Origin of the sequence: Xanthocytophaga agilis (assembly GCF_030068605.1) — a bacterium.
In the GTDB taxonomy this organism is placed as follows: Bacteria; Bacteroidota; Bacteroidia; order Cytophagales; family 172606-1; genus Xanthocytophaga; species Xanthocytophaga agilis.
On record NZ_JASJOU010000002.1, the window covers coordinates 423,396 to 437,802 of the forward strand.

Below are 14,407 nucleotides of genomic sequence, written 5' to 3' on the forward strand. Positions count from 1 at the left end.
CTACTGGCTCTTTTCATGCTCTACCTCACCCAGGCAAGTATATTTTCGCTCAATAATACGCATCAACTTCTTCATTACAGATGCATTGCTAGGTTGTGCTACAGATAGAATAAATATATTCCTACCCATGCGGACGTAGTAAAAATCAGCCGTAAATAAAACAAGACCATGTGGTGCATCGGTTGAAAGAAAAGAGAAAACCTCAATTGCCTTAGACTCGTCTTTAAAACTCCAGACTTCTAACTCACATCCACCAAATAACCTTTGTCTGCGTTTATCACGATACTTTATACGTACCCATCTTGTATCAAAAGAAATAGTTGAATCAAACGGATATTCTTCTTTCGAGCTTTCTACAGAGTCGGGTAGTAACATATCCGACTTTTGAATAAGCATAAGATCAATCAAAGAAGATTCATGGTAAGTATCCTTATTGATCACCGTTAATTGAAATGTTTTCGGTACAGCCATCAACAAGTCAGAACCAGCATAAGTCACCATCTGGAGAAACAGTTTGTTAGTCATGATGCAACCTGTCTTATACTGAATCACATCTTGCCTTGAAGAGATTTTCTGTGCTAGCATACTTCCTGTCATCGAAATACAAAAAACGACAAGAAAAGGTAACTTATTGATCATAGAACAGATCTACTTATTGTTTTTTAAAAGCATTTTTTATTTTCGGAAAGTGTCATACTCTACTTGTCCCATACAGCTATATTTACTTTCTATCTCTCTCATTAACCTATTAATTGTTTTGTAATTACTCCATTGTCCACTTGTGAATATAAATATATTCCTTCCCATTCTCATATATCTGCAAATCTCAGCTATTCTAAAACCAATCTCACTTGTTTTAAGTATAGAAAAGAGCTTGTAAGCCTCTGATTCCTTTTTAAAGCTCCAGACTTCCAGTTGACACTTACCAAACAGCTCTCTCCTGTGTTTATTTCTGTAAGTCATATTTATCCATCGCATCTCAAAAGTTTGGCTACTATCTACCATATAGAGGCTATCTAAAACTATCATTTGATAAAGTATAAAGGATCTATCAAATGTCTTTTGATTAATAAGTGTATATTCAAACGATCCCGGTATAGCCATCAATAAATCTGATCCTGCATAAGTCACCAGTTGCCGAAATAGTGTAGTTGTCATTTTACAATTACTGACAGGCTTTACTTGTGATACAGTCTTTTTTTCACCTACCTGCTGAGCCCAGGAACAAGTCATTATTTCAAAGTATATTACCGTTAGATAAAGTACTCTCATACGAATCAGATTTGCATAATACTAATCAAATTCTGGTAAATGGCTAGCACAATCCTAGACTATCTTTTCTGATTCGGAACTACTTTATAGTACTTCTGTACAAAACCCTGGCATGATTATTTTTCAATTTCCCTTCCGTTCTTTTGAAATGGACAACCTATTTATTCGTAAAAAGGCCAGAAAGATACGCTAACAGCATTTTTCAATCTGTCTGGCATAGTAACAAACTACTTACAAAAAATCCCATAAAGCCATGTAAATCAGTATCTAACATCTAAGAGAACTCCTATCGAGTTAACCCAATGGAAACCAAAATTTTAATCGTTGAGGACGAGGCTGACCTTTGTCTTTTAGTACAAAACTTCCTTGAAACAAAAGAATATGTGGTGCAATCTGCCTACACTTTTGAAGAAGTAATGCAAAAAGTCCACACTTTTGAACCGGATATTGTGATCATGGACTACAATTTACCAGGAGGCAAAGGAACAGATCTGGTAAGTTCAATAAAAAAACACAATCCACGTATTAGCGTTATTGTGATCAGTGGAATGAATGAGGCTCAGGAAGCAGCACTCCAAAGTGGAGCAGAACAATTTATTGAGAAGCCCTTTCCTTTATCCAAGATTGGTAAAGCAGTTGAAGCGACAGGTGCTTCAGGCTCATAGTATGTTTCTTTCAGATATTTAGTATATACGAAATTTAAGATATAAGTCTTAAAAACCAGAGCCTATACTCTTTTTAGTAGTACAGGCTCTGGTTTATTTTTGTTGATGACCCATAAGTTAGAATTAATAAAAAAGAGGGACCTATAGTCAGGCACCTCTTTCTTTTTAGTACACTATTCTTTCTCTTATTTCACAGGAATAAATTTCTCCTCTACATTCCATCCCGACAACGAAACAAGTGGCTGTGCAGACTGGCTATCGGGTGTATACTCCATTACTACTATTTTCTCTTCTCCTGGCAATAGAGACACATAATTATCACTAAAGAACACAGGAAGAATACGTTTTTTAGTTTTAGGATCTACCAAGGCAACGCGGTTAAAGAAGGCTACTGCTCCTCCTGCCGGATTGCTGATCTTCAGTTCGATTTTTCCTTTTTCAAGCACCTTTACTGAAGTCTGTACAGAAGCTTTTGCCATCTTATTTAGCCCTGAGTAATTGCCACTGGCATCTGGAAGCCAATAGAAATTATCGCTTACGACCTTCTTATTTACATCCAGCAATTTCAACGACAGGAATACTCCCTGTTCTTTGCGCAATGCATTAATAGTAGGCAGTATTGGAACATACTTTCTTACAGTACTTGGCCCAATCTCGTTAAAAACCTGTGTAATGAGTGAATCTTTTCCACTAATGGTATAGGCCTTAATAGTCAGCATCAGATCCCTTTTGGTTTCGAAGGTATTGTTTACGATCATTACCATACCATCCACCGGATTATACATTATGTGCAAAGGCTCACTACCACTTCTTAATCCGTATAAACAGGCATTTACATCCAGGTAATAATCATACATCTGTCCACGCATAGCAGTCCATGGGTTCTGCGTTTTCCAGATGATAGTTCCAGTATACCAGTCCCACATATGTGCGCTAAAACCTTCCATCAGTGCTCTGTATTGGTCGTAATTTACCAATTGAGCTTTTTTAGCAAAGTCCCGGGCTTCTGTAGGTTCACCATATGGTTGCAGATACTCATCATAGCCAATGTACTTATGATAATCCCACACCGGATCTATCTTTTTGGTAGAGTAGTGAGGAGGCGTCATATTGGCTGCCGGAATAAACCGCTCCAGAGATTCATAATCTCCTACTCCTACCGAACCAACTTCTGAGTTAAACGGAAATGTACGATGTTCCCAGAAACGGTTGATAGGCTGAATGCCATAAGGTCCATCGCCATTGCCTCCCAGGAAATTATATGACATATCATCGGAATTGGAATAGTCTATAAACCAGCGTGTGCCATCCAGTTCAGGCAGAATAGAATCACGCAACGGAATCAGGATATCTTCTGGAGGAGTGATTTCATTCCCTCCACACCACATAGCCAGTGAAGCATAGTTACGGATCATCTTGATCTGGTCTTCAGCCGAACGTAAAAACAGTTTGTGGTCATCCGGATATTTGCGGCGAGTCCACTGATCTTCTTTTTTCACAGGATCTACCCAGCGGCCATTGCAGTCACCAGATACCCAGAAATCCTGCATTACCAGCATACCATACTTATCACAAGCTTTATAAAACTCAGGTCGTTCACTCAATGCACCACCCCAGATACGAATCAGATTCAGGTTCATATCGCGGTGAAAACGGATTTCCGCATCATAGCGGGCATCTGTAAAACGCAGCATGGCATCCGAGATAATCCAGTTTCCACCTTTGATAAAGATTTTCTGTCCGTTTACGGCCACTTGTTTGCTTCGGGTAACAGCATTCCATTCTGTCTGTACTTCACGTACCCCTACGGAAACCGTTTCCTGATCAGATACAGATTTACCATCTACAGTAAACTGCATTTTCAGATCATATAGAGGTTGCTTTCCATACCCATGAGGCCACCACAGCTTTGGGTTCTGTAGTGTAAAATCAGGCAACTGTACGACAGTAGTTTTTTGAGGTTCCAGACTCACTTTTTGAGATACAGTTTGTCCATCCAGTGTATATTGTAGTGTACCTTCAACTTTCTTAGTACTTGTATTCTCCAGTTCAGCAGATACTTTAATCGTAGCAGGTTGCTGTGGTCCTTCAGCCTTTCTGACACCAGGTACCAACGTTACCACATGTGGATTCTTTAGATTCACTATCCCTGTTTTTTCAATAGTCACCTTGTCCCAGATACCCGTATTTCGGTCACGGATGGGTTGAATCCAGTCCCAGCCAGCTACATACTGGTGAGATACATTTTTGGCAATCATACCATCACCGCCCTGACCTGTTTTGGCATTTCCTACAGGATCAGGAGGGTGTACAATCACTGCCAGACGGTTATTGCCATCTTTAGAAAGAACATTGGTGATATTATAGGTTTGACGAAGAAACATCCCATAGTGTGTGGCAGTATTCAGTTTCTTGCCATTCAGGTATACATCACAGCTATAATTTATCCCACGAAAGTGCAGCCAAACCTGTTCATCTCCTTTGGGGGTAGTTTCTTTAAAATCTTTGGCAAACCAATAGGTATAGTATTCGCGGCCTGTATCAAAGATATCCGGAATCTTTTCATTGTTCATTCCATAAAAAGGATCAGGAACCTTTTTGTTCTCCAGAAGAGTCGTTAGTACAGTACCTGGCACTACAGCAGGTATCCAGCCAGATAATTTATAGGAAGGAACAGAAATAGCCTGTCCAGCTTCCTTCACCTTAGCAACATTGACACACTGCCAGCCACTGTTCAGTTCATAGGCGTTCTGAGCCTGAAGATAGGTTGACACCAGGACACATAAGGCAGCCAACCATCTATATTTAATACACATTTTACTTGGAAAGGATTGATTATGGAAGTATGAAATAAGTAAGGGCATAAAATAACAAAACCTTATCCGCAAATCCCAAATATAATTTTACCAATACTTAACTTATCCAAATAATACAATACACATAACGATATAATGCAAAATGGCAGACAAGTAAAAATGGGCAAAACACCCTATTTTTTCAGCATAGATAGTCCAATCCAAAAGACCTTTCTCTTCTTTATAGAAGTGAAAGCCAATGGAATAGTATTTCGTCCAGAAGAAAATCAGAATTAGTAACTTTCAGATGTATACACCTATAGAGAATGAGAACTTTTATACATCCATATCCAATCCCAGTTGGCTTTTTAAGTCATTCAATACCGGATACTTTTCGGCCAGGTAATCAAACTTTTCACGGTTGGTATAGACCATCCGTTTTTTTCCCTGTTCTACAATCTCGCCCTGAATCTGTATCGTACTGTTTCGTAATCTCTTACGCAAAAACTCCAGCAATTCGTATCGAAATTCATTCAGTTGAGTAAGCTGTATCTGGTTTTCCAGTTTTAGCATAATGGTGCCATTCTGAAACTCATATCCCCGGTTCAGAATCAGCAATTCAGTTGGATAGCTACGGGTTTTGGCAAAGGCTTGCCACTGTCGTAGTAATTGATCAGGCGTAAACGGTTCATTACCATAGTTTATTACTGTTTCTGTATCATCCGCTTTTTTCTCAGATGTATCAGACAGATTGGATAGACTAATGCTAGGAGTAAGCTTATGCGTTTTTAATGCCGGATTGGTACGGTTAGGGTTAGGTTGGTTGCTGACAGGAGTTGTTCCCACAGACTGTGTGGGTATGGTAGTGTTAGGGGTAATCGATGGAGTTGTTTTTATATCAGAGACCGTTCCATGGGAAGTAGATCCATTGACAGGAGGCTGATTTCCACCTGCCAATGGGCTTTTTTGCTCTGTTTTGGGAGGGTTCTCTACTGTATCAAGTTTTTTTTTTAAGTCGGCACTGCCGTTTTGTACTGCTCTGGTCATATCTATTGCGGATGGGATATGAGCCATTTTCATCAGCGTTAACTCTACCAGCAGACGTTGGTTCTTACTGGTTTTGTAATTCAGATCACACTGATTACCCTGATTCAAAGCAGAAAGCAGGAACGACACAGATGCCTGTCCGGATTGTGCCAGATACTTTTTCTGCACATTTCCAGCCACCTGTAGCAACGTAACTGTAGCTGGGTCTTTACACACCAGCAAGTTGCGCAAATGCTCACACAAACCTACCATAAACTGATGCCCATCAAATCCTTTCTGAAGAATTTCATTAAATATCAGCAATGCCTGTGGGATACTTTCATTGAGCAAAGACTCTGTCATCCGGAAATAGTAATCATAATCCAGAATGTGCAGGTTGTCAATGGTATTCTTATAGGAGATGCTCCGGTCTGTAGAAAAGGTGGTAATCAGGTCGAACATAGAAAGCGCATCCCGTAATCCCCCATCTGCCTTCTGAGCAATCAGTTGCAAGGCTTCTTCTTCAGCCCGGATGCTTTCTTTTCCGGCAATATTTCCCAGATGGGAAGCAATATCATTTACTCCAATCCGGTTGAAGTCAAAAATCTGACAACGGGACAGAATAGTAGGAATAATCTTGTGTTTCTCGGTTGTGGCCAGAATAAAGATTGCATAACTAGGTGGCTCTTCCAGTGTTTTCAAAAAGGCATTAAACGCTGCATTGGAAAGCATATGCACCTCATCTATAATATAGATCTTGTATTTACCTGATTGCGGAGGATATCGTACCTGATCTACCAGATTACGAATATCGTCAACTGAGTTGTTGGACGCTGCATCCAGCTCATGAATATTAAAAGAAGCACTGGCATTAAAACTCCGGCACGAATCACATTCATTACAAGGTTCTGTTTCCGGAGTCAGATTCTGACAGTTAATAGTTTTAGCAAGAATACGGGCACAGGTAGTCTTCCCTACCCCTCTGGGTCCGCAAAACAGAAAGGCCTGCGCCAGCTGTTGCTGTCGGATTGCATTTTTAAGGGTAGTAGTAATATGAGATTGTCCTACAACGGTATCAAAAGTAGAGGGGCGGTATTTCCGTGCCGAAACAATAAACTGATCCATGTCCCAAAGTTACGGCTTTTGCCCGAAACTCCGGGAGGTTTTGACAAGAAAAAGGTGACGAAAAAATTTATAGGCCTACAGACTCAGGAAACAGATCCTGTCTGTATCCGGATGGAATCGCCTAGTGGTTCCAGCAACTGAGGATAGTCATTATAGGCTTTGTTCACCTCACGCGTTACCTCATAGGCCTCCATCTGTTCTGAGTCATACTGAGTCAACAATGCTTTTTGCTTGTCGATAGATAAAGACGAATTAATCCAGCCAGCAGCTTGTTCGGACGATAATATTACTGGCATTCGTTCATGAATAGATCCCATCAGTTCATTGGCCTCTGTGGTAATAATAGCAAACGAAGATATTTCTTCTCCGGTGGTATAGTTAGTCCAGCGGTTCCAGATACCAGCCATTGCAAAAAGGCTCTGATCTTTGGGTTTAATCAGATAAGGCGTTTTTCCATTTTTGCCCGAACTGCTTTGTTTCCATTCAAAAAAACTATTAGCCAGTACCAGGCAGTGTTGCGACTGAAATGCTTTTTTAAAGGAAGTTTTTTCTTCGATTCCATCCAGGCGTGCATTGATCATTTTGTAGCCAACATTTTCTTCCTTAGCCCATTGCGGAATAAATCCCCAGCGAAACAACTGTACCTGACTAGTCTTTTCATTCGTAATTACAGGCAGAGATTGTCCGGGAGCAGCATTGTAATGTGGAGGAATGTCCTGTGATAGTTGTGCATGAAAGGCACGGGTAAGAGATTCTTCTTCCAGAATGATTGAATAACGTCCACACATAAGGCATAGCGGTTTGATTTAGTTAAATATACTATTTTTTCTTAAAAAACTTCTTATCATCTATTCTTTTTTGCATTAACTTTGCGGGATTTTTAATTATCCTCCAACCTGTTCAAAATGCCCAAAGACAATTCCATCAAATCCGTTCTTATTATTGGTTCTGGTCCCATCATTATTGGACAAGCATGTGAATTTGATTATTCTGGTTCGCAGGCGGCTCGTTCGCTTCGCGAGGAAGGCATCGAAGTGGTGCTGATTAACTCCAATCCGGCGACAATTATGACCGATAAGGTGACGGCAGATCATGTATACCTGCGTCCGCTGGAGAAGAAGTATATTCGTGAAATTCTGGAAAAACACAAAATTGATGCCGTATTGCCAACTATGGGTGGACAAACCGCTCTGAACCTGGCAATTGACTGTGATAAAGCTGGTATCTGGAAAAAGTATGATGTAAAAATCATTGGGGTTGATATCAAAGCGATCGAAACTACGGAAGACCGGGAGAAATTCCGTCTGAAGATGATGGAACTGGATGTTAACGTGTGTAAAGGTCGTACTGCACGTTCCTATCTGGAGGGAAAAGAGATTGCACAGGAAATAGGCTTTCCACTTGTTATTCGTCCATCCTATACATTAGGAGGTACAGGTGGTGGATTCGTAAACGATGCTTCCAAATTTGATGCGGCTCTGAATGCTGGTCTGCACGCCTCTCCTATCCATGAAGTACTGGTAGAACAAAGTATCATGGGCTGGAAGGAATATGAGCTGGAATTGCTACGTGATAACAATGGAAACTTTATTATCATCTGTTCTATCGAGAACTTTGACCCGATGGGGGTACATACCGGAGACTCTATTACGGTGGCTCCAGCTATGACCCTGCCTGATACATTGTATCAGAAAATGCGGGATCTGGCCATTAAGATGATGGATGGTATTGGCAAATTTGCAGGAGGATGTAACGTACAGTTCTCTGTAAACCCTGTCAACGACGATATCATTGCCATTGAAATTAACCCACGTGTATCCCGTTCTTCAGCACTGGCATCTAAAGCAACCGGCTATCCGATTGCCAAGATTGCAGCGAAACTGGCAATTGGATACAACCTGGATGAGTTACAGAACGCCATCACTAAAACAACTTCTGCCTATTTTGAACCTGCTATTGATTATGTAATCGTGAAAGTACCTCGCTGGAACTTTGACAAATTCAAAGGTGCAGATCGTAGTCTGGGCTTACAGATGAAATCAGTAGGTGAAGCGATGGGTATAGGACGTAACTTCCAGGAGGCACTACAGAAAGCATGTCAGTCACTGGAAATCAAACGTAACGGTTTAGGTGCAGATGGAAAGGAGCTGACCAATCAGGAGCAATTGTTATACAGTCTGGAGCATCCAAGCTGGAACCGTCTGTTCCATATTTATGATGCATTCAAACTAGGTATTCCCTTCAAGACCATACAGAAGCTAACAAAAATAGATCCTTGGTTTCTACATCAGATTGAAGAGATGGTAATGCTGGAAAAAGAAATCCAGAAATACGATCTGGAGACTATTCCAGCTTCTCTGATGTTTGAGGCTAAAAATAAAGGCTATGCAGACCGTCAGATTGCCCACTTACTGGATTGTTATGAAAGTGAAGTGTACACAAAACGGACTGATATGGGCATCAAACGTGTCTATAAATGTGTAGATACCTGTGCAGCTGAGTTTGAAGCGAAGACGCCTTACTACTACTCTACCTTTGCACTGGCACCAGAAGGAAATACTATCGAAGGTCCAGACAATGAATCTATAGTATCTGATAAGAAGAAAATCATTGTACTGGGTTCAGGACCAAACCGTATCGGACAAGGTATCGAGTTTGACTACTCGTGTGTACATGGCATTCTGGCAGCTAAAGAGTGTGGCTATGAGACCATCATGATCAACTGTAACCCGGAAACGGTTTCTACAGATTTTGATATTGCAGACAAACTGTATTTCGAACCTGTATTCTGGGAACACATCTATGATATCATTCAACATGAGAAACCAGAAGGTGTGATTGTACAGCTAGGTGGACAAACAGCTCTGAAACTGGCAGAAAAACTGAACCGTTATGGTATCAAAATCATCGGAACCAGCTTTGAATCACTGGATCTGGCTGAAGATCGTGGTAGCTTCTCTACTTTGTTGAAAGATAACAATATACCTTATCCTAAGTTTGGAACTGTTCAGAATGCAGATGAGGCACTGGAACTATCCCGTGAATTAGGTTTCCCATTGCTGGTGCGTCCAAGCTATGTACTGGGTGGACAAGGTATGAAGATTGTAATCAACGAAACAGAACTGGCTAACCACGTGGTAGATATCTTTAAGGATATGCCAGATAACAAAGTTTTGCTGGATCACTTCCTGGAAAATGCCATCGAAGCCGAAGCAGATGCAATCTGTGATGGAGAAGATGTGTATATTATTGGTATTATGGAGCATATCGAGCCTGCAGGTATTCACTCAGGGGATTCCAATGCGGTATTACCTCCATTTAACCTGGGAGCACTGGAGATTCTACAGATCGAAAAATACACCAAACAGATTGCATTAGCTCTCAATACGGTGGGTCTGATTAACATTCAGTTTGCTATCAAAGATGAGAAAGTATATATCATTGAAGCTAACCCACGGGCATCTCGTACGGTTCCATTCATCTGCAAAGCCTATGATGAACCATATGTAAACTATGCTACCAAGGTTATGCTTGGCGAGAAGAAAGTGAAAGATTTTGAATTCAATCCACGCAGACAAGGATATGCCATAAAGCTCCCTGTATTCTCCTTCAATAAGTTTCCGAATGTAAACAAGGAACTTGGACCTGAAATGAAATCTACAGGAGAGGCAATCTATTTTATTGATGACTTGGATGATGACTTCTTTCAGAAAGTGTATTCGGAACGAAATCTGTATCTGAGCCGTTAACAGAGCTGGATCAATGATAAACAGAAGGTAAGACTTTGATCAGGAAGTTCTTACCTCCCTGTAAATTCATATTCAGAAAACAATAATTTCTGGTTTTATTCGTCAATATAAGAAAACGTCAGACAGCTTTGTTTAAATTTCTGCTTATATCATTCGTTATTATCTTCGTACTTTCACGTATTGGAGGATTTCTGTTTCGTAGCCTATTCTGGATGTTAGGTATGCGTGCTGTTGAAAAACAGATGCGTCACCAAGAACAAAATCAGCGCAAGCAATCTCGTCGCAACGAGGGAGATATCAGCGTTGATTACGAAAGAAGCCAGACTAGCCAGAGAAATAAACGGAGTTCGCAAAGTGGTGATTACATTGATATTGATTACGAAGAAGTAAAATAATCTGTTTCTTATAAAACAAAAGGGTAAAGAAGGTATGAATGGCTCAACCATTGTAATGCTTCTTTACCCTTTTGTTTTATCCATCAGGATAATAGGGCTTGGTCTATTCACTGATTGAGATTTTGTTCATGTTTCGGTAACACGAAGCACCTTTCCTGCTTCATAAAAAAAACTATCTTTGCGTTATTCTAAATTTGTCTATATCTGATAGGTACTAAAGATATCTCTGAAGCATTCTTTGGCCTATCCTTTTTTTATCCTGTTTTCAGCACATTTTACTATGCTTTCATTTATTGTCTGGGACGTTTCACCCGAAATTTTTCGTGCTAAAGTTTTTGATATATTACTTGAGCCACGCTGGTATGGTTTATTCTTTGCCCTGGGTTTTCTGATTGGTCAGCAAATCCTTTTTCATATTTTCAAAAAAGAAGGCAAGCCTGCTCAGGATGTTGAAACACTAACTGTTTACATGGTTCTTGCCACTGTAATAGGCGCACGTCTCGGACACGTGTTATTTTATGAGCCTCAGGAATACTTTAAGGACTTCGACCATATTCTGGAAATTTTCAAAATCTGGCATGGAGGCTTAGCCAGTCATGGAGCAGCCATTGCTATCCTATTTACATTCTGGTTATACGTTCGTAAGAAAAAGAACTCTGGACAAACTTATCTATGGGTAGCAGACCGAATTGTAATCATTGTGGCCCTATGTGGCTGTCTGATTCGCCTGGGTAATCTGATGAACTCCGAGATCATAGGAAAGCCTACTGATGCGTCCTGGGGATTTGTGTTTGCTGGCCCGGCTCGCAGTGCTATTATGACACCTTATCCTGACCAAGTACTAAAAGTTAGAACACAAAAAGATGAATCCAGAAAAGATACTACAGTAAATGGTCAGATTTATGCCCCTTTAAAAGTAAAGGCTTATCTGGAGAAAGAATTTGCAAATACTGACATAAATAGCTTTGCCAAACGGGATATTCCATCTGCTCTGGGACAAAGTCCTGAAGTAAGAGAACACTTCAGTTGGGAATTATCCCGACCATTTACACATACTGTGTCCAATGAAGATGGAGAAACAGTAGCTGCGGTCAATGTGTATGGTGTTCCTCGCCATCCGGCTCAGTTGTACGAATCATTCTCTTGCCTATTATTGTGTCTTATGTTATTCCTGATATGGAATCGGTACAAAGCCCAAACACCGCAGGGACTTTTGCTCGGACTGTTTCTGGTTGTATGTTTCGGATTACGGTTCTTTTATGAAACACTGAAAGAGCCTCAGGTGGACTTTGAACGGGAAATGCCGCTGTATATGGGACAATGGCTAAGTATTCCGGCAATTTTAGCAGGAATTATTATCATCATCATTGCCTTACGTAACAGCTCAAAACTGAATACAGATACAGTTTCCAAAAGAGCTTAAAAAATAGAGAGGTCGCTGTATACTATACATTAGCGACCTCTTTATTTTATTGTTATATCTATTTATGGTACTGGATCGTAGCCATGTCCACCCCATGGATGGCAGCGGGAAATACGTCGTAAAGTGAGCCATCCGCCTTTAATAGCCCCATGCTTTCGGATAGCGTCAATACCATAGTGGGAGCAGGAAGGAGTAAACCGACAACTACTGGGAAAATATGGACTGATTCCATACTGGTAAAACCGAATCAATACAATAAAAATATATTTCATACGTTATCTGAGCGAACTTTTCACAATACGCACTCCTCTCCATAACTGACCATCTTTCTAATAAGTTCTGCAGTTCAGCAATTTAAGATGTCGGTCGATCAGAAAAAAATTACGGTTAAAAATAGATCTTGTTGTTTTCAAGACATACAATTAAAATAATTGCACAATCAACCATCAGCCTTGCCTTTTTTTGTGTAAATTATGTGCCCATAAATCTGCCAGGCTGATTTGAATCATTCATACTAAAAGAAAAAGTTTTAACTACAGGGTAGCCAATGTTGGTATATTTGTTTAGCTTATGGTTAAGTCTCTCGTCCTGCAGTACGCAGGCGCTGCCCGCCACTTCTATTCCTGATGAACCATTTCTGGTTATACATACTATTCATATAGAAGGAAATAAAAAAACCAATGCGGCGGTTATTATGCGGGAACTAGATATTGCTCCAGGAGATACACTGCCAGGTTCTCAGATTGATCTTGTTCTCAAGCGAAATAAAAATAAGATATTCAACACTAATCTTTTTAATAGTGTTGAGCTATTGTTGCAGCCTAATGAATTTGGCAACATTGATCTGGTTATTCAGGTAGCCGAACGATGGTATATATTTCCCATGGTGATTCTGGAGCTGGGAGATCGTAACTTTAACGAGTGGTGGAGTGAAAGGGGTCGAGATCTCCGACGCCTGAACTATGGACTCAGAATAGCACACAAAAATGTATTTGGCAATGGAGAAGAGCTCCGTGCAGTAGCACAATTTGGATTTACCAAACGTTTTGATCTGGCCTATACAATCCGTAATCTGGATAAAGCCCGTAAAAATGGTTTAGGTTTTCTGGTAAGCTATGCGACAAACAAGAATATGGCTTATCAGACGGAAGGAAATAAGCTGGAGTTCCTCAATACCAATGAAGTTATGCGGGAACGCTTTTTCACATCTGTCCGTTTCTCAAGACGCCCTCAGTTCTATAATCAACATAGCATAGAAGGACGCTTCCACTACAATACTATTTCTGACTCCATAGCCAAGCTCAATCCTGATTATTTTCTGCATGGACAAACGCGTCAGCATTACTTTCAGTTAACCTATGAGTTTGTTAATGACCGACGTGATCTGGTAGCCTATCCTCTGCGTGGCCACTACTTAGAGTTTGAACTTACACGTGCAGGCTTGTTACCTGCTGATAATTTTGATAAAACATCTTTACGGGTAAACTTTGCACTTTATCGCCCTCTGGGAAAAAAGTTCTTCTGGAATATGAATATTCAGGGTATGACCTCCTACCCTTCCCTACAACCATATGCTCAATATAGAGCACTGGGTTTTGGATTTGAATATCTGCGGGGATATGAACGATATATTGTGGATGGTCAACATTTTGGATTTGCCAAGTTCACCTTCAAACGTGAATTGTTATCAACTGAGGTTAGTATTCCAGGATTCCGGATACAACAGTTTTCAACAATTCCAATTAGTCTTTACCTGACTACATTTGGTGATTTTGGGTATGTAGTAGACCCTACTCATAATCCTGGCAATGGCCTTCTGGCTAACAAACTGATTTACAGCACAGGTGCAGGAATTGATATTGTTACATTTTACAACGTAGTGATCCGCTTTAACTATGCTGTAAACCGACTGGGAGACAAAGGAATCTTCTTCAACTTTGTGCGGGATATATAGTAT

The 14,407-nt window shown here is 40.4% G+C and carries 11 protein-coding genes; 5 read left to right on the forward strand and 6 right to left on the reverse strand.

Features of this window, described 5'->3' with window-relative positions:
- Together QNI22_RS08585 and QNI22_RS08590 are read right to left on the reverse strand one after the other, a co-directional pair.
- Complete coding sequence (locus QNI22_RS08585; RefSeq protein WP_314510233.1) at positions 1 to 525, reverse strand: hypothetical protein; 525 nt, start codon at positions 523 to 525, stop codon at positions 1 to 3.
- A 150-nt stretch (positions 526 to 675) separates the two neighbouring features.
- Positions 676 to 1,272, reverse strand: coding sequence for a hypothetical protein (locus QNI22_RS08590; RefSeq protein ID WP_314510235.1), 597 nt, complete (start codon positions 1,270 to 1,272; stop codon positions 676 to 678).
- Positions 1,273 to 1,574: 302 nt separating this feature from the next.
- Here QNI22_RS08590 and QNI22_RS08595 point away from each other — a divergent pair, with 302 nt between their 5' ends.
- Positions 1,575 to 1,937 (forward strand): response regulator, encoded by a 363-nt coding sequence (locus QNI22_RS08595; protein ID WP_314510237.1) that lies wholly within the window; start codon positions 1,575 to 1,577, stop codon positions 1,935 to 1,937.
- Between the two features lie 185 nt (positions 1,938 to 2,122).
- On the opposite strand, the gene QNI22_RS08600 is transcribed toward QNI22_RS08595, so the two are convergent.
- The 3 genes from QNI22_RS08600 to QNI22_RS08610 all read right to left on the reverse strand — a co-directional run bounded on the left by QNI22_RS08600 (position 2,123) and on the right by QNI22_RS08610 (position 7,671).
- Positions 2,123 to 4,753, reverse strand: a complete 2,631-nt coding sequence (locus QNI22_RS08600; RefSeq protein WP_314510238.1) for a glycoside hydrolase family 2 protein — start codon at positions 4,751 to 4,753, stop codon at positions 2,123 to 2,125.
- Between the two features lie 315 nt (positions 4,754 to 5,068).
- On the reverse strand, positions 5,069 to 6,883 hold the full coding sequence (locus tag QNI22_RS08605) for a DNA polymerase III subunit gamma/tau (RefSeq protein WP_314510239.1): 1,815 nt from the start codon (positions 6,881 to 6,883) through the stop codon (positions 5,069 to 5,071).
- Between the two features lie 83 nt (positions 6,884 to 6,966).
- Positions 6,967 to 7,671, reverse strand: coding sequence for an SOS response-associated peptidase (locus tag QNI22_RS08610; RefSeq protein ID WP_314510241.1), 705 nt, complete (start codon positions 7,669 to 7,671; stop codon positions 6,967 to 6,969).
- 117 nt (positions 7,672 to 7,788) lie between these two features.
- On the opposite strand from QNI22_RS08610, the gene carB reads away from it, so the two are divergent.
- The 3 genes from carB to QNI22_RS08625 all read left to right on the forward strand — a co-directional run bounded on the left by carB (position 7,789) and on the right by QNI22_RS08625 (position 12,450).
- Positions 7,789 to 10,632 carry a carbamoyl-phosphate synthase large subunit gene (gene carB / locus QNI22_RS08615; protein ID WP_314510243.1) on the forward strand — a complete coding sequence of 948 codons (2,844 nt, stop codon included), beginning with the start codon at positions 7,789 to 7,791 and terminating at the stop codon, positions 10,630 to 10,632.
- A 128-nt stretch (positions 10,633 to 10,760) separates the two neighbouring features.
- Complete coding sequence (locus QNI22_RS08620) at positions 10,761 to 11,027, forward strand: DUF4834 family protein (RefSeq protein WP_314510244.1); 267 nt, start codon at positions 10,761 to 10,763, stop codon at positions 11,025 to 11,027.
- Between the two features lie 280 nt (positions 11,028 to 11,307).
- Positions 11,308 to 12,450 carry a prolipoprotein diacylglyceryl transferase gene (locus QNI22_RS08625; protein ID WP_314510245.1) on the forward strand — a complete coding sequence of 381 codons (1,143 nt, stop codon included), beginning with the start codon at positions 11,308 to 11,310 and terminating at the stop codon, positions 12,448 to 12,450.
- Positions 12,451 to 12,512: 62 nt separating this feature from the next.
- Here the strand turns inward: QNI22_RS08625 and yidD are convergent, their stop codons facing one another.
- Positions 12,513 to 12,722, reverse strand: a complete 210-nt coding sequence (gene yidD / locus QNI22_RS08630; protein ID WP_314510246.1) for a membrane protein insertion efficiency factor YidD — start codon at positions 12,720 to 12,722, stop codon at positions 12,513 to 12,515.
- 275 nt (positions 12,723 to 12,997) lie between these two features.
- Here yidD and QNI22_RS08635 point away from each other — a divergent pair, with 275 nt between their 5' ends.
- Positions 12,998 to 14,404, forward strand: coding sequence for a BamA/TamA family outer membrane protein (locus QNI22_RS08635; RefSeq protein ID WP_314510247.1), 1,407 nt, complete (start codon positions 12,998 to 13,000; stop codon positions 14,402 to 14,404).
- The last annotated feature ends 3 nt before the right edge of the window (positions 14,405 to 14,407 follow it).